This is a genomic window from Streptococcus macacae NCTC 11558, from assembly GCF_000187995.2.
In the GTDB taxonomy this organism is placed as follows: Bacteria; Bacillota; Bacilli; order Lactobacillales; family Streptococcaceae; genus Streptococcus; species Streptococcus macacae.
The window spans coordinates 1,159,782-1,182,265 of sequence record NZ_AEUW02000001.1; the positions used below are offsets into that span (position 1 = coordinate 1,159,782).

The 22,484-nt window shown below is 37.6% G+C and carries 21 protein-coding genes; 2 read left to right on the plus strand and 19 right to left on the minus strand.

Features of this window, described 5'->3' with window-relative positions:
* Positions 1-10 precede the first annotated feature (10 nt).
* From ftsA to dpr, 10 genes are all read right to left on the minus strand, one after another.
* Positions 11-1,372 (minus strand): cell division protein FtsA, encoded by a 1,362-nt coding sequence (gene ftsA, locus STRMA_RS05485; protein WP_003081242.1) that lies wholly within the window; start codon positions 1,370-1,372, stop codon positions 11-13.
* Positions 1,373-1,522: 150 nt separating this feature from the next.
* Entirely contained in the window at positions 1,523-2,674 is a 1,152-nt protein-coding gene (locus STRMA_RS05490) for a cell division protein FtsQ/DivIB (protein ID WP_003079163.1), read from the minus strand.
* Positions 2,674-3,756: a UDP-N-acetylglucosamine--N-acetylmuramyl-(pentapeptide) pyrophosphoryl-undecaprenol N-acetylglucosamine transferase gene (locus STRMA_RS05495; RefSeq protein ID WP_003082020.1), complete on the minus strand. Its 1,083-nt coding sequence runs from the start codon at positions 3,754-3,756 to the stop codon at positions 2,674-2,676. Before STRMA_RS05495 ends, STRMA_RS05490 begins: the two co-directional genes overlap by 1 nt.
* A gap of 1 nt (position 3,757) precedes the next feature.
* Complete coding sequence (gene murD / locus STRMA_RS05500; protein ID WP_003078524.1) at positions 3,758-5,113, minus strand: UDP-N-acetylmuramoyl-L-alanine--D-glutamate ligase; 1,356 nt, start codon at positions 5,111-5,113, stop codon at positions 3,758-3,760.
* Positions 5,114-5,295: 182 nt separating this feature from the next.
* On the minus strand, positions 5,296-5,562 hold the full coding sequence (locus tag STRMA_RS05505; RefSeq protein ID WP_003081387.1) for a DUF3165 family protein: 267 nt from the start codon (positions 5,560-5,562) through the stop codon (positions 5,296-5,298).
* A 30-nt stretch (positions 5,563-5,592) separates the two neighbouring features.
* Positions 5,593-7,437: a translational GTPase TypA gene (typA, locus tag STRMA_RS05510; RefSeq protein WP_003082058.1), complete on the minus strand. Its 1,845-nt coding sequence runs from the start codon at positions 7,435-7,437 to the stop codon at positions 5,593-5,595.
* A gap of 268 nt (positions 7,438-7,705) precedes the next feature.
* Positions 7,706-8,095 carry a rhodanese-like domain-containing protein gene (locus STRMA_RS05515; RefSeq protein WP_003081477.1) on the minus strand — a complete coding sequence of 130 codons (390 nt, stop codon included), beginning with the start codon at positions 8,093-8,095 and terminating at the stop codon, positions 7,706-7,708.
* A 10-nt stretch (positions 8,096-8,105) separates the two neighbouring features.
* A complete protein-coding gene (locus tag STRMA_RS05520; protein ID WP_003079242.1) occupies positions 8,106-9,077 on the minus strand; it encodes an ROK family glucokinase in 972 nt (323 codons plus the stop codon).
* The gene (locus tag STRMA_RS05525; RefSeq protein ID WP_040841817.1) at positions 9,052-9,276 is read right to left on the minus strand and encodes a YqgQ family protein; all 225 of its coding nucleotides are present in this window, start codon (positions 9,274-9,276) and stop codon (positions 9,052-9,054) included. Before STRMA_RS05525 ends, STRMA_RS05520 begins: the two co-directional genes overlap by 26 nt.
* A 292-nt stretch (positions 9,277-9,568) precedes the next feature.
* Positions 9,569-10,096, minus strand: coding sequence for a DNA starvation/stationary phase protection protein (dpr, locus tag STRMA_RS05530; protein ID WP_003081935.1), 528 nt, complete (start codon positions 10,094-10,096; stop codon positions 9,569-9,571).
* A 102-nt stretch (positions 10,097-10,198) separates the two neighbouring features.
* On the opposite strand from dpr, the gene STRMA_RS05535 reads away from it, so the two are divergent.
* Positions 10,199-10,849, plus strand: a complete 651-nt coding sequence (locus STRMA_RS05535) for a prepilin peptidase (RefSeq protein ID WP_003080375.1) — start codon at positions 10,199-10,201, stop codon at positions 10,847-10,849.
* 26 nt (positions 10,850-10,875) lie between these two features.
* Here STRMA_RS05535 and trpA read toward each other — a convergent pair whose 3' ends face one another.
* The 7 genes from trpA to trpE are packed head-to-tail and all read right to left on the minus strand — an operon-like array spanning position 10,876 to position 17,144.
* Positions 10,876-11,658, minus strand: a complete 783-nt coding sequence (gene trpA / locus STRMA_RS05540) for a tryptophan synthase subunit alpha (protein WP_003081730.1) — start codon at positions 11,656-11,658, stop codon at positions 10,876-10,878.
* 4 nt (positions 11,659-11,662) lie between these two features.
* Positions 11,663-12,871, minus strand: a complete 1,209-nt coding sequence (gene trpB / locus STRMA_RS05545; RefSeq protein WP_003081533.1) for a tryptophan synthase subunit beta — start codon at positions 12,869-12,871, stop codon at positions 11,663-11,665.
* Entirely contained in the window at positions 12,868-13,449 is a 582-nt protein-coding gene (locus STRMA_RS05550) for a phosphoribosylanthranilate isomerase (RefSeq protein ID WP_003079137.1), read from the minus strand. The genes trpB and STRMA_RS05550 overlap by 4 nt, the downstream gene beginning before the upstream one ends.
* The gene (trpC, locus tag STRMA_RS05555; protein WP_003081519.1) at positions 13,436-14,203 is read right to left on the minus strand and encodes an indole-3-glycerol phosphate synthase TrpC; all 768 of its coding nucleotides are present in this window, start codon (positions 14,201-14,203) and stop codon (positions 13,436-13,438) included. Before trpC ends, STRMA_RS05550 begins: the two co-directional genes overlap by 14 nt.
* A complete protein-coding gene (trpD, locus tag STRMA_RS05560; protein ID WP_040841821.1) occupies positions 14,196-15,203 on the minus strand; it encodes an anthranilate phosphoribosyltransferase in 1,008 nt (335 codons plus the stop codon). Before trpD ends, trpC begins: the two co-directional genes overlap by 8 nt.
* A 22-nt stretch (positions 15,204-15,225) precedes the next feature.
* Entirely contained in the window at positions 15,226-15,789 is a 564-nt protein-coding gene (locus tag STRMA_RS05565) for an aminodeoxychorismate/anthranilate synthase component II (RefSeq protein WP_003081634.1), read from the minus strand.
* Positions 15,786-17,144: an anthranilate synthase component I gene (trpE, locus tag STRMA_RS05570; RefSeq protein ID WP_003080311.1), complete on the minus strand. Its 1,359-nt coding sequence runs from the start codon at positions 17,142-17,144 to the stop codon at positions 15,786-15,788. The genes STRMA_RS05565 and trpE overlap by 4 nt, the downstream gene beginning before the upstream one ends.
* Before the next feature lie 707 nt (positions 17,145-17,851).
* On the opposite strand from trpE, the gene STRMA_RS05575 reads away from it, so the two are divergent.
* Positions 17,852-18,538 carry a DUF975 family protein gene (locus tag STRMA_RS05575; protein WP_003082031.1) on the plus strand — a complete coding sequence of 229 codons (687 nt, stop codon included), beginning with the start codon at positions 17,852-17,854 and terminating at the stop codon, positions 18,536-18,538.
* Between the two features lie 377 nt (positions 18,539-18,915).
* On the opposite strand, the gene STRMA_RS05580 is transcribed toward STRMA_RS05575, so the two are convergent.
* Positions 18,916-20,661, minus strand: coding sequence for an ABC transporter ATP-binding protein (locus STRMA_RS05580; RefSeq protein ID WP_003081443.1), 1,746 nt, complete (start codon positions 20,659-20,661; stop codon positions 18,916-18,918).
* Positions 20,651-22,396 (minus strand): ABC transporter ATP-binding protein, encoded by a 1,746-nt coding sequence (locus STRMA_RS05585; RefSeq protein WP_040841823.1) that lies wholly within the window; start codon positions 22,394-22,396, stop codon positions 20,651-20,653. Before STRMA_RS05585 ends, STRMA_RS05580 begins: the two co-directional genes overlap by 11 nt.
* Positions 22,397-22,484 lie beyond the last annotated feature (88 nt).

The window sequence follows — 22,484 nt, forward strand, 5'->3', positions numbered from 1 at the left end:
CGCTTTATTCTTAATCAAACATGTTACCAAAAAGATTACGTACACGATCACCCATTTTTTGTTTTGGCTGACCTTTTTCTTCACCTTGAGGCGGTAATTGCTCTAACTGAGTTTCAAGACTTGTAGATTCTTGAGGCTGAGCAAAACTTCTAGTCTTAGGAGCAACTCCAGACGGTCTGAGGTCAATTGGTTTTCTTCTTAGTTTTTCATCACCAGAAACAGCACCTTGAGCTATAACATCTACATCCGTAAGAGTTCCAACGTATTCAACAATACTGATAATATTAGCAAACATAGGATTGCGAATACCTACCTGATTGGGAACGTGAAGTTTAACGTTAGGTCCAAAAATTTCCTGAGCAACTTCAACAACTCCAGGCATAATAGCAGCACCGCCAACAATTACAATACCACCTGGCAAATCTAATAATCTGCCGCGTTCTAAATCTTGTTTAATACGGTCAAGCAAATGATGAACCCGAGCAGAGATGATCTCTGATAAATAGCGTTCCGTCACCTCTACGGGTTCCCTTTCACCAACAACTTCAACCTGAACTTTTTCAGTTGGGCTGGCTGCTGTTATATTAGCTTCTCCAAAATTAAATTTCAGAGCTTCAGCAACTTGATGAGAGGTCTTAAGGACTTTTGAAATATCTTTAGTGACATAATCTCCTCCCTCAGCATAAGTATTTGTAAATTGTAATTCCTGCGCCCGCATAGTAGCAACAGTCGTTTGGCCGCCGCCCATATCAATAACCGTAGCCCCGAATTCACGTTCGCCCTCATTTAATACAGACTTAGTCAAAGATAGCGGTGATATGATAATATTTTCCACTTCAATACCTGCGCGTTCCACAGTTGTTCGAAGGTTATGCAAAATAGTACTGGGGCCAGTATAAATCAAACCGCGCATTTCCAAACGGATCCCCATCATTCCACGAGGATCGCGGATCCCTTGAAATCCGTCAACGATAAACTCTTCAGGAATAAGTGAGATTACTTCACGTTCCGGTGTAATACTCTTAGTCAAGGCGGAACGCACTACACTATCAACATCTTCATCTTTAATTTCCTTTGATTCACTAGGAACAGGTATCATACCTTGCGTTGGCTCAATTTGAAGAAGATTGGCAGGAAGGCCGACATTGACTTTACTGATGGACATCCCTGCTTTTTCTTCTGCATCTTCTACTGCTGCTTTAATAGCTTCTGCTGCTGAATCTATGTCAATAATAATACCGTCTTTGACGCCTGAACTTTTGATATTACTGACACCAATGACATTCATACTACCTTCAATAAATTCAGCGACTAAAACTTTAATTGAACTTGTTCCTATATCCAATCCTGTAAAAAAGCCATCTCTAGCCATTTACTCGACCTCTCTATCTTTCCAATCTATTACTATTCAAAACTGTCCTAAACAGAATTATTCAGAAAATATTATACCATAAAAAAAGGTAAAATGTTAAGCATTTTACTCTTTTTGTTATATAAACTTAATTTCTTGTGCTCTATGGCATTACTGAGAAGTCGTGGCTTCCGTTACTGCATCAGAACTGCTTTGTGAACTATCAGCATCAGATGATGTATTTTCTTTGTCAGGAGTTGTCGAATTATTGGATGATTCTGAGTTGGCTTTAGATCTGTTATCATCAAGTTTCGCCTCAATTTCAGGTGATGTGCTATAAAGCCCAACTTCCATGTCAATAATACTGCCGTCTGCTTTATCCTTTTTAATCTTTGGATAGTAAGGCAGCTTGGTGTCAATATCAGACAGAGGAACTCGGATCGTGTAGCCATCCTTCATTTCTAACAAAAGCAAATCTTTTGTTGAGCGAGAATTAGCTGATGAAATTGTCTTAATTTGCTCAACAATCGCTTTATCCACCTTAGCCAACTTTTGAACAAGCCTACGAACAGCTTCCTTATCATCCAAGTTAATCTTTAAAAATGACTCCGGCAGTTCTGAAGCATTGACTGTATCAACCCGGGTGCCATTTTCTAAAATAGGAATATAGCCTTTATCGGTCTGTGTATAGGCCAAAATATTATATTCCTTTACTTTTATGGTAAATTTATTAGGAAAACGATAATCTATTCTGGCTTTTTTTATCCAGTTATCCTTTTGTTCAATGGCCTTTTCATAGTGTTTCCTATTAAAGATTAGATGAGTTAAATAATCGGACTTCTTTATACCAGACTTTTCAATAATCTCTGCTTCAATAGCATTCTTACTGCCAGAAACGCTTACTGTTTTTTGACGGCTGAAAGGACTGATCATAAATAAGGAAGCCATTAAAACAAAAGAGGAAATTATAATAATCAGCAGAGCCTGCCACAATTCTTTTCGAGGAATGACAGGAGCCTTTTTCTTTTTTTTAACTTTCTTCTTTTTGGTCTGAGCTATAGACTTGAAAGATTCCTCTTTAGCTTCCTTGGCGGATTTTTCATCTGTAGTCTCAGTTACCTTTTTAACAGGCTTATCTGTTTCTTTCTCAGCTTGAAACTGGGCCTTTTTTTCAGCCATGCGCTGTTCCTCTTTTTTTTCTTTTTCAAGTTTTTCTTCTTGTCTTTTTTTGAGGAACTCTAAATTACGCTGCTGCCATTGCGTTAAGGAAGCTGTTTCCTTATTTTCTTGTTTTTCCTTATCTCTATCTTTGTCTTTTGCCATTATTTTCCTTTACTTTGCTCTTTTATATCCTGCACTAAAAGAGCATAAAATTCATCAGGTGATTTTACTTCATTTGATAATTTCATAGCCTGCTTAAAACTCTCTTGCTGCATTAGCAAATCTTCTACCTTTGCATGGAGTGCTTCAAAGGTCAAGTCTTTTTCAGATAATTGCTGAGCATAGCCTTGTTTTTCAAAATACAAAGCATTTTCCAATTGATCTCCCCGACTAGCTTCTTTTCCTAAGGGAATGATTAAATGAAGTTTATGCATTGCTAAAAGTTCAAACAAAGTATTGGAACCGCCACGTGTTACAACAAGGTCTGCCATATCCATCAAAGGCTGATAAAGATCTGTAACATAATTCACACGATATAAATGTTTACTTAAACCATTTAAAGCTTGATCCCCAGAAATATTGATAATATTATAGTGCTGCATTAGTTCTGGAGATTCAGAAATAAAACGATTGAATACTTTTGCACCTGCTGAACCTCCAATAAAAAGCAATGTTTTTAAGCTGGGATCAAACTGTTTTTTTATTTCAGCAAGTTGTTTAGCATTAGGCGTTTTTTCAGAATTTTCAATTTTAGTAACAGCACCCACATGTTTTGTTTTATTTAAACTAGAAGCCTGTTTAAAAGTCGTATACATGGTTGTTGCAAACTTATAAGCAATTCTATTAGCTAATCCCATAGATAAGTCCGATTCATGAACAAATACCGGAACTTTTAAAAATCTTGCAGCAATGACTGGAGGAACCGAAACAAATCCTCCTTTAGAAAAAAGAACTTGCGGCCGGAGCCTTGCTATAATCACAAAGGATTGTAGAATTCCCCAACCAACTTTAAAAACGTCCAACATATTCTGCCAGGAAAAATAACGCCTCAACTTTCCTGTTGCAATAGAATGAAAAGTAACATCAAACCCAGACGCTTTAATCTGTTCATATTCAATACCATCTTTAGCGCCAATATAGTGTACCTCCCAGCCATCTTTTAAAAAACGGGGAATTAAAAGGAGATTTAGGGTTACATGCCCCACTGTTCCTCCTCCTGTAAAGACAATCTTCTTATTTGCCATTTTATTCTCCCTTAATTGCTTCAAAAGCTGCAATGAATTCATCACCACGTACTTCGAAATTTTTATACATATCCCAACTTGCATTGGCTGGGCTTAGAAGAATAATGTCACCTGGATTTGCTTCCTCAAAAGCTATGTGTGCTGCATCTGCGACATTTCCAGCATCTTTGTAGCTAACACCTGCCTTATCAGCAGCACGTTTAAGACGCGGAGCCGATTCTCCTAAAATAACCATCTTCTTCACCCCTCTAATATCTGGGATGAGTTCATCAAATTCATTACCACGATCAAGCCCTCCGGCAATTAAAATAACCTTATTTTTGTCAAAACCTGACAAAGCTTTCTGAGTGGCTAAAATATTGGTGGATTTGCTATCATTGTAAAATTGCACGCCTTTTACTTTTCCAAGAAATTGTAAACGATGTTTAACACCGCTAAAATGAGAAAGCGCTGCTGCAATGGCTTCATTTTCTACACCAGAAATTTTAGCTGCCGCAATTGCTGCTAAAGCATTTTCGATATTATGTTCTCCTGGCACACCAATTTCTTCAGCCTTCATGATTACTTGACCTTTAAAGCAGAGCTGATCACCATCCAGATAAGCACCATCAACTTTTTCTTTGGTTGAAAAAGGAATAATAGCCGCTTTTGTTTTTGCAGCCAATTCTTTTGCTAAATCTTGATTGAAGTTAAGAATGACAAAATCTTTTGATGTCATCTTTTTTTGAATATTCCATTTAGCTGCCACATAATTTTCAAAACTTCCATGATAGTCAATATGTGTTGGCATTAAATTGGTTATTAAAGCAATATGTGGATGGAAAGTTTCTGTTCCCATTAATTGAAATGAAGACAGTTCCATGACTAAAGTATCATTGGCTTTTGCCTTTTGTGCTACCTCGCTGGCAGGAAAGCCAATGTTACCAGACAGCAAGGCTGTCTGACCTGCTTGGTTTAATATATTGGCGATCATGGTTGTCGTTGTTGTTTTACCATTTGAACCTGTAATCCCAATGATTGGGGCCTCAGAAATTAAGTAGGCCAACTCAATTTCAGTAATAATCGGTATCCCTTTTTCAGCTGCTCGGACAACCATAGGATTACTGTAGGGAATTCCTGGGTTTTTAACCATGTAAGAAAATTCTTCATCAAGAAGCTCTAAAGGATGGCTGCCGCAGATAACCTTGATGCCTTCTTCCAATAATGTCTGAGCTGATGGATTTTCATCAAAAGCCCTACTATCATTTACGGTTACAATAGCCCCCAGCTCTGCCAGTAAGCGTGCTGCTGCTTCGCCTGAACGCGCCAAACCCAAAACAAGAATCTTTTTATTGTTAAATTGAGTCACATCTTTCATTTTAATTCCCTTCTTGTACAGTACATTCTTTATTATTCTACCTTTAATGGGTAAGTTTTTCAAGATTTAAAAGCAGAAAGAGATCTTCTATTGATTTATTTCCTAATGGCAGCTAAAGGTATTGAAAAAGCACCTCTGATACAGATAATCAGAAAAAAGGTGCTTTCATTATTAATTACTTTTTAATATTTTTCTCTTTTAGATTTTTTGGGCTTTGTACTTAATTTCATAACGTCATTAAGACTATAATACCCCACAGCTGACATACCAATTCCTACAAATATTTCAGGAGGTGATTGGATAAGGCGCATGAGGGCCATTCCTGTTAAAACCAAGAGAAGAGCAATAATGCCTACAAGAGAAATCATATTCATTGTGCTCTTGACTGTCTTAGGAGCGATAAAAATGTAATACATAAGAATTAAAATAGCAATGATAGCATAAAACATTTTTCCTTCCTCCTAGACCGGCCTCTTATCCTATTCTTCAGACGATTTCTTCTTTTTAGCCGCCTTAGCACGCTGGTTTTTATCTAAAATTTGCTTACGCAAACGAATAGATTCTGGTGTTACTTCCATATATTCATCATCATTAAGAAATTCAAGAGATTCTTCAAGCGTCAGAATACGCGGTGTTTTTATAACAGCTGTCTGATCTTTCGTTGCTGAGCGTACATTGGTCATCTGTTTTGCCTTAGTAATATTAACGGTTAAATCGTTATCCCGCGCATTTTCACCAATAATCATCCCTTCATAGACCTCAGTTCCGGGATTAACAAAAATAGTCCCACGCTCTTCAATAGACATGATTGAATAGGTCGTTGCTTTCCCTGTATCGATCGAAACTAAGGCTCCACGGTGGCGGCCGCCAATTTCACTTGGCACAACCGGCATATACTGATCAAAAGTATGATTCATAATACCATAACCATGTGTCATGGAGAGAAATTCTGTAGAATAACCAATAAGCCCGCGTGCAGGAACAAGAAAAACAAGACGTGTCTGTCCATTGCCAGTTGCCTGCATATCTAACATATCACCCTTGCGCTCTGATAAGGACTGAATGACTGAACCTTGATACTCTTCTGGTGTATCAATCTGAACACGTTCAAATGGTTCCATCTTGACGCCGTCAACTTCTTTAATAATCACTTCTGGACGTGATACCTGCAGTTCATAACCTTCTCGGCGCATTGTTTCAATGAGAATAGACAAATGCAGTTCCCCGCGTCCCGAAACAGTCCACTTATCTGGAGAATCTGTCGGATCAACGCGAAGGGAGACATCTGTTTGCAACTCCGCCAAAAGACGTTCTTCAACTTTACGCGAAGTAACCCATTTACCTTCGCGGCCTGCAAAAGGAGAATTATTGACCAAGAAAGTCATTTGGAGGGTCGGTTCGTCAATATGAAGAATTGGGAGCGGTTCTATAGCGTCGGTCGGTGTGATTGTTTCTCCCACAAAAATATCTTCCATACCTGAAACAGCAATCAAGTCACCGGCCTTAGCTTCCTTGATCTCACGGCGTTCCAGTCCGAAAAAGCCAAAAAGCTTGGTCACACGGAAATTTTTAGTCGAACCATCAAGTTTAGAAAGAGTGACTTGATCGCCAACCTTGATATTGCCGCGAAAAACACGTCCAATACCAATTCTTCCGACAAAATCATTATAGTCAAGAAGCGACACCTGGAACTGTAAAGGTTCCTCAGAATTATCTACCGGAGCCGGAATATGCTCAATAATGGTATCAAAGATAGGAGCCATTGTCGGTTCTTGGTCAGCTGGATTATCAGATAAAGATGATGTTCCATTAATAGCAGAGGTATAAACAACAGGAAATTCCAATTGATCGTCATCTGCACCCAGTTCAATAAAAAGCTCCAGCACTTCATCAACAACTTCCTCTGGACGAGCTGATGGTTTATCAATTTTATTAACCACAACAATCGGCGTTAAATTTTGTTCAAGTGCTTTTTTCAAAACAAAACGGGTTTGTGGCATCGTCCCTTCATAGGCATCAACAACAAGTACAACACCATCTACCATTTTCATAATCCGCTCAACTTCTCCCCCAAAGTCCGCATGTCCTGGGGTATCCATGATATTAATACGAACATCATTGTAAGCCACAGCAGTGTTTTTAGCTAAGATGGTAATTCCGCGTTCTTTTTCAAGATCGTTAGAATCCATAGCTCTTTCTTCTAATTCTTTATGTGCATCAAGTGTATGTGATTGCTTTAAAAGCTCATCTACTAAAGTTGTCTTACCATGATCGACGTGAGCAATGATAGCAATATTTCTAATGTCTTCTCTTAATTTCGTCATATTTCCTCTTATATATTTAAATTTATTTCAACTTTTCAATTATACCATAAAATATTTAAAAAATCAGGTCCCATCATCAGAGAATCTTGCTAAAAGAGAATACTTTCAGTTTACGATAAAAAGAAAATTCGATAGATTTTCAGTTTTTTCATTAAAGACTTCTGATATACTGCTTTCTTTAAGTTTTTTATAAATAATAAAAAAACAATTGTAAACAACCCCAACCAAGTTACATACAATTGTTTCTATCACATCAAATACTTTATCATCAAGAACGTTCTTTAACTTTCCCGTTCCAATAATCTAAACCATTTTTTAGGACATAAAGGTCTTTATAACCAGCTTTTTTTAACATAACAACAGAACGTGCAACTGCCTGTCCTCGTGTATTATCATAAAGCAAGATGGGCTTATCCTTTCGAAGAGCAGATAATGAATTTGAAAGCTGTTCAAAAGGGATATTGCGCGCTCCTAAAATATGCTTCTGGCGAAAAGCACTAGCTGAACGAAGATCGACAATCTGTGCGCCTCGCATCATACTTTCGAACTCAGCATTGGGAATATATTTGGCAGACCTGCGGACACGAAAGTAATTCCAAGCAAGCCATCCTAAAAAGCCAAGGATAATGGCCCAGGAAATAATATTAACAATTAACATAATACCCTTTCTATTTTTCTGAAAACTGACGGGCTAAACTGGCTGCTCCAATAATACCAGCATCATTTCCCAACTCTGCTATTTTAATCTTGGTTGATTGTTTTACTTGCGGAAAAGCAAACTCCTCAAAGTATTTTTCAATACGTGAACGCAGAAATTCACCAGATGCAGATACACCTCCGCCAACAACAACTGAGTCCGGATTAAGAATATTACTAATATTAGCAGTTGCCAAGCCCAAATAGAAACTCACTTTTTCTACAACAGAATCTGCAAACTTATCTCCGGCTGCTGCAGCCACAAAAATATCCTTACTTGTAACAGCATCACCATTATCAACTGCTGCCTTAATTTCTGAACTTCCTTCATAAGCTTCTGCTAACTGGCGGGCAAGTCTAACAACACCCGTTGCAGAAGCGACAGTCTCTAAACAGCCTTTATTTCCGCAAGTACATTCAAAACCATCTTTCGTCTCTACGATGATATGGCCGATTTCACCACCGGCTCCTGCAACACCATGAATAAGATTGCCATCAGCAATGATTCCACCGCCAACTCCTGTTCCCAATGTCATAAAAACAACATCTGGCTGATTATCTCCGGCTCCTACCCAGCGTTCTCCAAGAGCTGCAACATTAGCATCATTATCAATAGCAAAAGGGATATTCAGCTCTTCTTCAATGGCAGCTCCGACATCTTGTGTTTCATCCCAATTGAGATTATAAGCTCCTGTTACCGTTTTATTGTCACGATTAACAACACCAGGAGATCCCATACCAATACCAATAAAATCTGATTTAGGCAGGCGATACAGCTCCAAACGGTGCTTAATAGAAGCAATAATATCTGGAACAATGTGCTTTCCGCCTTCTAAAATATTGGTTTCAATAGCCCATTTTTCCTGAACTTCGCCATTTTCAGTAAGAATGCCAAATTTAATACTTGTTCCGCCTAAATCAATCCCTAAAAGTTTTTTGCTCATCTTCTTTTTCCTTTTCTATTTTGTGCTCCCTGCGTAAAACGAATTCAGCCTGCAGATAGACCTCTTTGGAAAGCAAACCGTTTTTATAGAGTTCTTCAAGCTCAATCTTCATCATTTCGATATCATAAAGCCGTTTACCCAAATAAACATAAACACCGAATTGCTTTAGCAGCTGCTGCACATCATATAATGTTTTCATCTCCAAAATTTTATCAAAAATAATAGTAATTTTCAAGATTTTTTGCAAGCGTTTGCTTCCTATTTTAAAAGAAAAAGAAAGTGGGGTTCAAGCGTGATTTAGCAAAAATCAATTTTGTCTCCCTGCATCCTCCTAATTGCTTAGCGTTAAGGTCAGCACAGGTGATCTTATTTATCACCTCCAACAGTCCAATCTTTAAAGGTTTGACCCTAACCACTGATGATAGGACTGCTAAATAAAAGGAGCTTGGGACCATTTCTTGTCCCAAGCTCCTTATGACGCTATTATTATTTTAAATTTCAGGGGATTGACCAAGTTCTGCTTGCAGCATCCAAATTGTTTTTTGAGCAGATGTTTGAGCTGCAGTAAAGATATCATTAGAAACATCATCGCCCTCTTCATCTGTCACATCAAGTCCAACTTTATAGAGGCTTGAGAGATAATGATAAACTTCTGATAAGCGTGTCAGATGTTCACTCATTGATTTATTAAAAGTGCCAGCAGTCTCATCAAGCTTGGAATTTTCATCAAATTCTTTCAGAGTTGAAAACGGAGCCCCTCCAATTGTAATTAAACGCTCGCTGATAACATCTAAATGTTCATTGAGATCATCCATAAGTTCATCCATCTTAGGATGCAGATACAAAAAACCTGTCCCGCGCATATACCAATGTACTTGATGAACAATAGAAGCTGCTTTTGAAATATCAGCTACTGCTTGATTAAGTACTGCTTTGGTTTTTTCGTTTCCTGAATCACCCTTTTTTTCAACTTGATGAACAATAGAAGCATATATGCTCTCAACAATTGTATTTACCATTATAAAAGTCCTCCTTAAAGTAAAATCTTTTATTTATGTTTATATTTTATAATGATTCTAAATAAAAAGCAAATATTTTATTTTTTATACGAATAAAAAAGTATGAAATTCTTTTTATTTTTTTGTCTAGGAAGTTCCCTTGGCTCTTTTATTGGTTTGATTATTGATCGTTTTCCTGAAAAATCAATTATCTTCCCAAACAGTTACTGCAATTACTGTAAACATTCTTTAGCTCCAAGAGATCTGATTCCAATACTGTCACAAATAATCAATAAAAACCGCTGCCGCTTTTGCGGATACCCCATCCCTTTTCATTATTTACTGTTAGAATTGTTTTGCGGCTCTATTTGCCTCCTGTATGCAAATGGCTGCTTTTCCTTTTCACAACTGATTTTGCTTTTTATGGGGATTCTCTTATCTCTCTATGATTTGAAAGATCATTCCTATCCTATCATTTTCTGGCTTGCTTTTACTTTCTTTTTAATGGTTTTCTATCCTTTAAATCTTATCAGCCTTTTTCTTTTCTTTCTAGGTCTTTATGCTGCTCTTAAAAATATTCAAATCGGCAGCGGAGACTTACTTTATTTATCGACTCTAGCTCTTTCTCTTAATTTTCAGGAAATATTATGGGTTGTTCAGATAGCAAGTCTACTAGGCATTGTTTATTACCTTTTCTGCAAAAAAGAAGAAAGTCCCATCGCCTTTGTTCCTTTTTTATTTTCTGGCTATATTGCTGTCCTTTTCTTTTTATAATTAAAATATAGAATTCCAAAGTTATTTTACTTTTGATAGTAACTGCCGGATCGAATAAAATCTGCTATTTCTTTTTGTTGGTTTTTGTGCAAGTCCCTAACAATTTTTGAGCCTACAATAACGCCATCTGAAACTTTATTAAAGCGCTCAATATCCGCTAAAGTAGAAACACCAAATCCAGTCAAAACTGGAATGGAGGCAAGTTCCGTCAAATGCTTTAAGTGTTTATCTAAGTCATCACGATAGCTATTTGCTTTGCCTGTTACACCATTAATGGCTACGGCATAAATAAAACCTTGAGCATCTTTAATCAGTTTTTCTTGCCTATCAAGACCTGTTGTTAGACTAACTAAAGGAATTAAAGCAAGATCTGAATTTTCTAAGTATGGTTTAATAAAGTCTTCTTGTTCATGCGGTAAGTCCGGGATAATTATCCCCTTAACGGAAGTTTCTTTAAGATCTTTAATAAAATTTTCAATCCCATATTGAAAAATAGGATTAAAATAAGTCATGATAACCAGCGGCACTCGTGTATTTTTCTTTTGCAACTCAGTAATAATTCCCGTCAATGTCGTCCCTTTGGCTAGACTGCGCTGACCGGCAAGTTCAATAATCGGCCCATCAGCTACAGGATCTGACCAAGGAACACCAATTTCAATTGCCGATACTCCCTGATCTTCTAAAAATGAAATGGTATCAAAGAGGCCATCCAAACCTTTATCATGATCTCCTGCCATAATATAAGGAATAAAAAGACCCTTTCTTGCTGCTTTAATTGCTTGTAAATGTTTTGTCAGTGTTTTGGCCATGATTTTACTTTCCTTCCTTTACTTCTGCCAAACGTTCCTTGACCTGTGCTACATCTTTATCGCCTCGCCCTGATAAACAAACAATAATAGATTTATCTGTCCCTAATTTTTGAGCAACTTTTTGCGTCAAAGCAATAGCATGGCTAGATTCAAGCGCTGGGATAATGCCTTCTAAGCGAGACAGGAGTTTAAATGCTTCCAGGGCTTCCTCATCTGTGATGGAATCGTAAGTAGCACGGCCAATTTCATTAAAGTAGCAATGCTCAGGACCGACACCAGGATAATCCAGTCCAGCTGAAATAGAAAAAGCTTCCATAATTTGACCATGTTCATCTTGGAGGACATCCATAAGAGCTCCATGTAAGACACCGGGATGACCTTTTGCAAACGTGGCTGCATGTTTATCTGTGTCAAGTCCTAATCCCGAAGCTTCAGCACCATACATAGCAACTGTTTCATCATTAACAAAGGGATAAAAAAGACCAATAGCATTAGAACCGCCGCCTATACAAGCTAATACAGCATCAGGCAAGCCACCATCGCTAAGATCAGCAAACTGGCGTTTAGCTTCTTTACCAATAACTGACTGAAAATCGCGGACGATTTCTGGAAAAGGTGCAGGCCCAAGCGCAGATCCCATGACGTAATGTGTGTCCTCAATATTAGCTACCCAGGCACGCAAAGCTGCATTTACAGCATCCTTGAGCACACGCGATCCATCTGTAACAGAGTGCACCTTAGCCCCCAAAAGCTCCATCCGAAAGACATTTAATGCCTGACGTTTAACATCCTCTTCCCCCATATAGATGGTACAATCCATGTCAAAGAGAGCCGCAGCGGTGGCTGTCGCAACACCATGCTGTCCCGCACCTGTTTCAGCAATAATCTTATTTTTCCCCATGCGCTTAGCTAAAAGAACTTGTCCCAGCGCATTATTAATTTTATGCGCACCTGTGTGATTAAGATCTTCACGTTTAAGATAAATTTTAGCTCCGCCAATATAATCAGTCAGACGTTTGGCAAAATACAAAGGGGTCTCACGGCCAACATAATCTTTTAAGAGTCCATCTAATTCTTTCTGAAAATGAGGATCTTCTTTAGCTTCACGATAAGCTTGGTCAAGCTCAATAACGGCTGTCATCAGTGTTTCGGGAATGAATTGTCCGCCAAAACTGCCATAAAATCCCTTTTTATTAGGTTGTTTATATGTCATTTTTTCACACTTTCTATAAATTTTTTAATTTTCACTACATCTTTTTGTCCATCTGTTTCAACACCAGATGAAACATCAAGAGCATAAGGTTCAAAATATTCAATACATTTTTTAACATTATCAGCCGTCAGACCGCCAGCTATAAAATAGGGCTGTTTAAAGGAAAGTTTGTCCAAAAGCTGCCAGTCAAATGTTTGCCCGCTCCCAGCTATAGGAGCATCAAAAAGCAGATAGTCAGCCTTACTTGTCACATTTTTCTTGCCTTTTTCAATTTGAACAGCCCGAATAAGTGGAACTGGAAGAGAAGTTTGCAAATTTTCATCATAATCACCATGAATCTGTACCAAATCAAGAGGAACTGTCTCTATGGCAATTTCTAATTCTTCCAAAGTTGGACTGACAAAAACACCAACCTTTTTGACCTTTTCAGGAATAGCTTTAGCTAGTTTTTGAGCTTGTTTTAGACTGACCTGACGTTTACTTTTAGCAAAAACAAAACCAATATAATCTGCTCCATTATTGACAGCTGCTGCAATTGCTTCTTGCGTTGATAAACCGCAAATTTTAACTTTTGTCAATAGCCAGCTCCTTTATTTTATCAGCAGCATTATCTGCCTGCATGAGGGCTGTCCCTACCAGAATAGCATTAAAGTAAGGAGCGATAATTTGACTGTCTTGTCTGTTGAAAATACCTGATTCAGAAATATAAACCTTATCATCCCGGAAATAGGCAGATAGCTCTAAGCTAGTATTGATATCGACTTCAAAAGTAACAAGATTGCGATTATTAACACCAATAATTTGTGCTCCAATACGATGGGCTATTTCCAATTCAGCTAAATTATGAATTTCTACTAGAACCTCTAAGCCTAGACCAAGGGCAAAATCATAAAGTTCTTTCAGCCTCTTCTCCGGCAAGGCAGCTACAATGAGTAAAATCACAGTTGCACCTGCATTGCGGCTGCGGACAATCTGCTTCTCATCAATAATGAAATCTTTAGCCAAGGTTGGAATGGATACACTAGTAGATATTTCTGTTAGAAAATCAATTTTCCCTTTAAAAAAAATTTCATCCGTCAAAACAGAAATCATAGCAGCTCCAGCCCTTTCATAAATTTGAGCTTGTTTAACAACATCAATATCTAACTTGATATCTCCCATACTAGGACTAGCTTTTTTTACTTCCGCAATAATCTGCAGCTGGTTTTGATGTTTTTGTAAAAAATCAAAAAGACGATAGCTTAAGCGAAGCGGCTTAAGCTCTTCCATAGTAAGACCAGCTACTTCTTCTTGCTTTTGTTTTAAAATAGTAGGTAAAAATTCTTTAGTCAATTTGTTCCTCCTGTAATGCCTGTAATTTGGCATAAGCTTTTCCTGATGCAATAACTTCACGTGCCAAATCAACACCCTCTTTGATAGAATTCACCTTACCATTAGCATAAAAGCCAAGGCCAGCATTTAAAAGAGTTGTCTCTAGGTAAGGACTAGGTTCATTTTTAAGAACACTGACAAGGATTTGGGCATTTTCTTTGGCATCGCCCCCTTTAATATCAGCAAGATCCACTTCTGGCATATCCAAATCTTCAAAAGTGAAGCTGCCTTGTGAAATTTGGCCTTTATCCAATAAAGTATAATAATTTCTGCCATAAAGGGCTGCTTCATCCATATTATCCGGTCCAGTAATAATAACGGCACGCTTGCGGCCAAGGAGCTTTAATACTTGAGCTAAATCATCTTGTAAATCTGCTTGATAAAGGCCTAATAACTGTGTTTCCAAGTTCATAGGGTGCGTTAGCGGCCCAATGAGATTCATAATTGTTGGAATCCCTAAGGCTTGCCTAGCAGGTGAAATGTAACGCATGGCTGGGTGCATCTTTTGGGCAAAGAGAAAAGCAATACCTGCTTTATCTAAAACCTGTGCTAATTTTTCAGGAGCTAAGCTAACGCTGATTCCTAATTCTTCAAGAACATCGGCTGATCCTGATTTTGAAGAAATAGAGCGATTCCCATGCTTAGCAACATGAACACCACCACCAGCAAGAACAAAGCTGCAAGTCGTGGAGATGTTAAAAGAAAATGATTTATCACCACCTGTGCCACAATTGTCCATTGCATCAGTTGTTTGGCTAGGAATAACAGCTGCATTTTTTTTAATTGTTTTAACGAGACCTAAAATTTCCTCTGGTGTCTCACCTTTGATTTTTAAAGCCATCAAAAAGGCTGCTATTTGTGCTTCTGACAGCTCTCCTTTAAAAATTTGTTCTGCAACCGCAGTCATTTCTTTCTCACTTAAGTTCTCACACACTGCCAGTTTTTCAAAAATGTCTTTCATCATTTATTTGTCCTCTTCTAATCTAACCAACCGTTTTTATAAAATTCTCAATCATTTTTAGGCCTTCAGGTGTGCCGATAGATTCTGGATGATATTGTAAACCATAGATAGGGAGCGTCTTATGCTGAATAGCCATAATTTCATGATCATCAACGGTTCTGGCTATGACTTCAAAATCTTCTGGCAGCTCATCAACTACGATTGAATGATACCGCATGATTTCAAGTTCTTCAGCCATATCCTCAAAAAGCGGAGAAGCCGTTATAAGAGTCATTCGGCTTTGTTTGCCATGCATAACCTGAGAGGCCAGACTAAGCCTACCGCCAAAACTCTCTGCAATCGCTTGATGTCCCAAGCAAATTCCTAAAATAGGCTTTTTCCAAGCAAAGTCTTTAATGAGTTTCTCCATCTTACCAGCAGCTGACGGCCAACCAGGACCAGGGGAAAAAATAAGACCATCAGCTTTTTCTGCTGCTTTATAAAGCTCATCAGCATCATTTCTCAGCACTTTAACATCAGTGAACTGACCAATGAACTGTGCTAAATTATAAGTAAACGAATCATAATTATCAATCAATAATATCATTGTACTTCTCCTATTTTAGTCATAGCCTTTGCTTTATTAATCGTTTCATAATATTCATTCTCAGGAACACTGTCATAAACTATCCCTGCGCCAGCCTGAACATAAGCTTTTTGATTTTTAATAACCATGGTTCGAATAGCGATAGCAAAATCTATATCTCCATTTGACGAAAGATAGCCAATAGCTCCTGCATAGACACCGCGTTTTTCTTTTTCCAGCTCATAAATTCGCTTCATAGCACGAATTTTAGGCGCTCCTGATACAGTACCTGCTGGCAGAGTTGATTTAAGAGCATCCATGCCTGTTAAGCCTTCTAAAAGCTGACCTTTAACAAGACTGGTTAGATGCATAACATAACGAAAAAGTTCAACTTCCATATATTTGGTTAGCTGGACAGTCCCAATCTCAGCAATTTTTCCAATATCATTGCGGCCTAAATCAACCAGCATACGATGTTCAGCTACTTCCTTAACATCTGACAACAAATCCTCGGCTAAGAGTTTATCTTCTTGCTCTGTTTTACCACGAGGGCGTGTCCCTGCTATAGGATTTGTAACCACCTCACCATTTTTAAGAGATACTAAACTTTCTGGACTGGCTCCAAGGATCTGATAATTTCCAAAATCATAGAAATAGAGATAATTGGAAGGATTAGTAACACGCAGATTACGATAAAAGTCAAAAGGATCTCCGGTGATATCTGCTGAAAAACGCTGACTGAGCACACATTGAAACATATCTCCCTGACGAATCAGCTCTTTTGCCTTGGCAACCATATCTTTAAATTCTCTTTCTTGCAAATGATTTGTAAAAGTCAGAGAATGTAAACGACGACTAGAAAATTCACGATCAGATTGTTTTTTTAAATCCGCTAAAACTTTTTGCAAGGCCTTCTTTTGCTCTGCTTCACTTCTATCGCTGTAGATATTATCTTCGACAATCATAATTTTTTCCTTTTTATGATCAAATACTAAGTAGGATTCATAAACAAAAAAATGCAAATCAGGCAATCCAATCGTATCTTTAGGGATAGAGCCAATATTTTCATAGAGGCCAATCATATCATAGCCTACAAAGCCAATAGCACCGCCATTAAATGGCAAATCTTGATTCTTCTGCTTTTTTACAGTTAACTGACTGAGGTAATCCAGCGGATCGCTTTCAATAATCTCGTCATTCTTCTTTAAAATACCATTTTCAAAGACAAGTTCAAAGACAGGATTGTAAGCAATAATTGAAAAACGTGCATTTTCCTTCTCACGCGGAATAGATTCAAGAATCATTTTATGCTGGCCTTGAAGACGCATATAAGCTAAAATTGGAGTAAGTATATCAGCAGGAAGAACTTTTCTCATTTGATTTTTCTACTTTCTATTTTATTTGTTCGTTACAGTGATTAGAAAAAGCTGCAAAAATAAGGTTATTAAGCTGTCTGCTTTCAACCAAAAATAAGCTTATCCTTGTCAAACTTAGCCAATTGACAAAATACTTTAGACAAGCCTATTGCCATTAGTTTTTAGACCTATTAGCCTTTTCTCAAAAGACAGAGCAATAAAAAACCTCACACAGAAATTCTGTGTGAGGGCGTTACATTCAGCTAACACGGTGCCACCTCAATTAACGGAAAAATAGAAATAAAACAGTCCTTCTTCCGTTATCTTAATCTCCTCTAACAAGGAGCTGCACGATAAGGGGTGCCCACCGGAAGAATATTGTTTATCTTCCCTTTATTGAAAACCAGCCCATTTCCTAATAATTCGCTATCTGTTCACAATGACCACAGACTCCCTGAAAACGAAATTACTGCTACTTTTTCTGATTTGCCTATGATTATACACTTTCTAAAAAAGAATTGCAAGCCTTACTTTAGCTCCTATTGATAATAATGATAGAAAGTCAGGTTAACAAAAGGTAATTTGATTACTGCCTCATCACCAGAAAGGACAGAATTGAGGAAGATTATCTCTAAAAACGGCTCCCAATTAACATTGTTTTTTTCTTCTGATTATGCTATAGTTAGAAAGGTTTTATTTATAAAATTATTAAGGAGAATTTATCACTGATGTTAAAAACAAGAGCCGAACTCAAAACAGAAGCTAAAGCACGCCTGAAAGGAAATTGGGCTTATGCTGTTGGCCTATCGGCCTTGCCGTATTTAACCATGCTAGCGATCGGACTGGCTTGTGCTATCGTATGCAGTGTCTTAGCTGCATCACTGTTTATGTCTTTAACTCCTCTAGTAGCTTCTTTGATTTTTGTACCTCCCCTTATTATAATATATCTTGCGCTTTTAGTAATGATGTTTACGGTTGAAATGGGTATTTCTCTTGGTTTTTTAGATTTTTTCAGAGGCAGTAAACCAACTTATACCAGCGCTAGCACTTATATCCTCAGAAAAAATCGCTTTTGGAAATTTTTCTGGACAAATATCATTATGGCTATCTTTTTATATCTGTGGACTATACTTTTTATTGTTCCTGGAATAATTAAAGGTTATGGTTATGTGATGACAAACTATATTCTCAAAGACAAACTAGAAAGAGGAGAAGAAGTAACAGTCACTCAAGCGATCACAGAAAGCCGCCGATTAATGCAGGGACACAAATGGGAATACTTTGTTCTTCAATTAAGTTTCCTTGGCTGGATGATTTTAGCCCTTCTTACCTTTAATATTGGCTTTCTCTGGTTAGTTCCTTATATGCAAACAACAAATAGTGCTTTCTATCAAAATTTACGTGACAATAGCTAAATCGCCAATTCTAAATTTTGACTAATAAAAATTCAACTAATCCTGCTTGTTGGATTACTAAAAAGAGAAGTAAAGACAATAAATTGATGGCATAAGAGACGTAGAAATCTATGACCTGCACTAACTATTAAATGATATTAAGAAGAGGCTAGAAAATGATTTGCACCCCCAAAAGTTAGACCAAAACTCTAACATTGGAGGTGCTTTTCTTATGGAGATAAGTCTAAACTATATGGACGGAAAAAAATCAGGTATTCCATAGTCTGAACGGCACTTTTTTTGTTTCTGCTCATGGATAAATAGGGTGTCAAAAATCATTCAAAAGACTAAAATAACGAATATTTCTCCAAACTCTTATTCGTTTACAATTGATTTCATCAGGAATCCATTATACCTGCCTGCAACTGATACATCTTGTAATAGCTGCCTTTTTTTGCCAGTAACTCTTCATGCGTTCCTGACTCAACAATTTTTCCTTTATCTAAAACGTATATACAATCAGCATCTTGAATAGTCGATAAGCGATGGGCAATAGCAATGGTCGTTCGGCCCTGACGCATTTTTGCCAGAGAATTTTGAACCATTTGTTCAGTCTCTGAATCAATATTAGCGGTTGCTTCATCAAGTATTAAAATTTTGGGTTCCGTGGCAATAGTTCTGGCAAAAGCTAAGAGCTGACGCTGACCTGTTGAAAAACTAGAGCCTCTTTCACTGACGGGTTCATCATATTTTTGCGGCAGTTTTTGAATAAACAAATCTGCATCCACAAATTCTGCAGCAGCCTGAATCGCTTCATCTGTTAAATTCTGATACATTTTAATGTTTGATTTTACTGAGCCATGATAAAGAAAAGGTTCTTGCAGGACCAAGCCGATATTCTGACGAAGCTCTTTGCGCTTATACTGACGAATATCCACACCGTCAATAGTCACTTGCCCCTTTTGAAACTCATAAAAACGCATAAAGACATTAATAATAGATGACTTGCCTGAACCCGTCGGACCTACGAAAGCGATCGTTTCTCCCTTATTCACTTTAAAGGAAATATGATCTAAAATAGGATGCTTTCCATCATAAGAAAATGAAACATCTTTAAATGCAATAGCACCATCTGTTATTTTAACATTCTTATTTTCCTGAGAAGGTTCATAGGCCCTTTCATCGATTAAATCAAAGACGCGGCCAGCTGATACCATCGAAGTTTGCAGCGTTGAAAAGTTTTGAGTCACTTCAATCAAGGGATCAAAAAGACGGTTAACATATTGAATAAAAGCATACATAAGACCTGCTGAAATTCCAATGGTTTGCCAGCTAAATCCAAAGTAAGCCATTAAAAGAGCATAGGCCAGCAGTTTTAATAAGGACATAGCTGGACGCAAAAAGAGACTGTCTAAAGCCATTGAACGGTTAGCATAGCGGACATGTTCTTCATTAATTGCTTCAAATTCAGCTTTCAAACGCTCCTCTTGGCCAAAAGCCTGAATAATCTTTATTCCTTCAATACTTTCGGATAAATTGGCATTAATATCACTTAATAGACTTCTTGTTTTAGCAATAACAGTCATTGATTTTTTACGGTAGAGATTGACTAAAATAAAAATAAAAGGCAAAAAAAGCATGACAAGTAAAGTTAAACGATAATTCAGCATAAACATCGTGTAAAGCGTAACACTGAAAATAAAGACAGCTGAAATAAAGCTGGATAAAATACCTGAAAACATCTCACTGATACTTTCAGTATCGTTTGTGAGACGCGAAACAATGGAACCTGCAGACGTCTTATCAAAGTAAGACATACCTAATTTTTCCATATTAGCAAAAGCATCTCTGCGGATATCACGAACTACACTGTAAGAAACACGTGCAAAAAAGATATTGCCTAAATACTGCAAAAGCGTCTGCAAAAGATAAAGACCATAATAGCCTATGATTAATAGAAGTGCAGCTTGATCAAAATGAGTTAAAAAATGGTCAATGAAATAAGAGGCTACTAAAGGAATGATACTTTTAATGACAGTCGTTGAAAGAAGAAAGAAGAGAGCGAAAAAAGTCAGCCATTTATAAGATTTTAGATAAGACATAAGACGCAAAAAGACAGCCCCTTGTCGGTCATTATTCTTCATAAGCTGCTCCTTTCATTTCCAATTGCTGCGATTCATAAGTTTTAGCATACCAGCCGCCTGCTTGAATCAATTCTTCATGACAGCCTCGCTCAATAATATTCCCATCTTGCAAAACTAAAATGATATCGGCATGGACAACTGCACTTAATCGATGAGCTGTTATTAAGGTGGTTTTGTTCTGTCGTGTCTTTTTAAGATTATCAATAATAGCAAATTCTGTCTTAGCATCTACTGCTGAGAGAGAGTCATCCAAGATAAGAATATCAGGATTTAAGACCATGGCACGGCTCATAGCAATTCTTTGCTTTTGGCCGCCAGATAAAGAGACACCCTTTTCACCAATAATGGTCTCAAATCCTTCAGGCATGTTCATAATATCATGATAAACCTGTGACAGTTTAGCAGCCTCCTCAACTGCTTCTAAACTTAACTTAGGATTGCCAAAACGGATATTATCTAGAATGGACATAGCAAAAAGCACTTGGTCTTGCGGAACATAGCCAATAAGGCTGCGCAAATCAGCCAAACGATAATCGCGAATATCATGGCCAGCTAAAGTAATCTCTCCCTCTTTAACATCATATTCTCTTAAAAGCAGTTTTAGCAAACTGGTCTTCCCTGAACCGGTCTGACCGACAAGTCCTAAGGTTTGGCCTTTTTCTAAGGTAAAATGGATATCTCTTAGCGTCACTTCATTTTCATAAGAAAACTGGTCAATATCATATGTCAAACGGCCATTTTTGATAACTGTCACAGGTGCTTTGGGATCTTTGATATCTGATTCTTCAGATAAAAGGTCAGCAATACGCTCATAAGATACTGCTCCGCGCTGGATAACGTTAAATAAAAAGCCAATAGCCATTAAGGGCCAGACCAGCATATCAAGGTAAGTGACAAAAGTAACCAGACTTCCAACTGTTACCTGACCGTCTTTGACAAAAAAAGACCCTACTAAAAGCGTTAAAGCATATGAAGCACCGACAAATAAAAGAACCAGCGGATCAAACATACTGTCATATTTCATCGTAACCATATTTTTAGCAAAGGTCATGTCATTAGTTTCTTGAAAAGAATGCCACTCATCCGCTTGATAGCCAAACGACTTCGTTACTTTAATCCCGGAGACACTTTCTTGAACTTTATTATTTAACTCAGAAAAAGCAGCCTGGGAATGTTTAAAACTTTCATGTGTCTTGCGTCCCAAACGGCTGGTAGCAAAGGCCATAAAAGGCAAAGGGAGAATGGCTACCAGCGTCATTTGCCAAGAAATACTAAAAAACATAGTCAATAAGGTCACTAAAGCTGTAATCGAAGCATCAACAGCCGACATCACCCCGCCGCCAGCCAAACGCGTTAAGGAATTAATATCATTAGTGGCATGGGCCATAAGATCACCTGTACGATGCTTTTGGTAAAAGGAAGGTGACATTTGAGTAAAATGGCCAAAAAGACGCGACCGCATAATTTGACCTAAACGATATGATGTCCCTAAAATATAAATTCGCCATACATAGCGCAGAGCATACATAGCAAAAGCAGACAGCAGTAAATAAACTAAATTCAGCAAAAGTGTCTCTCTGGTTAGATTTTTTTGGGTGATATGATCAATGACATGCCCCATCACTTTAGGTGGGATCAAATTAAGAACACTGACCAGACTCAAAGCCAGTATACCAATCACATAACGGCGTTTTTCTAACTTAAAAAACCACCATAACTTTTTAATAACAGACATCATTGTCCTTTCTTTTTTCCTATGATAAGAAAAACACCCTCTTATTTGAGGGAATTTTATCTAAAAGCTTTTAGAATTATTCTATTTT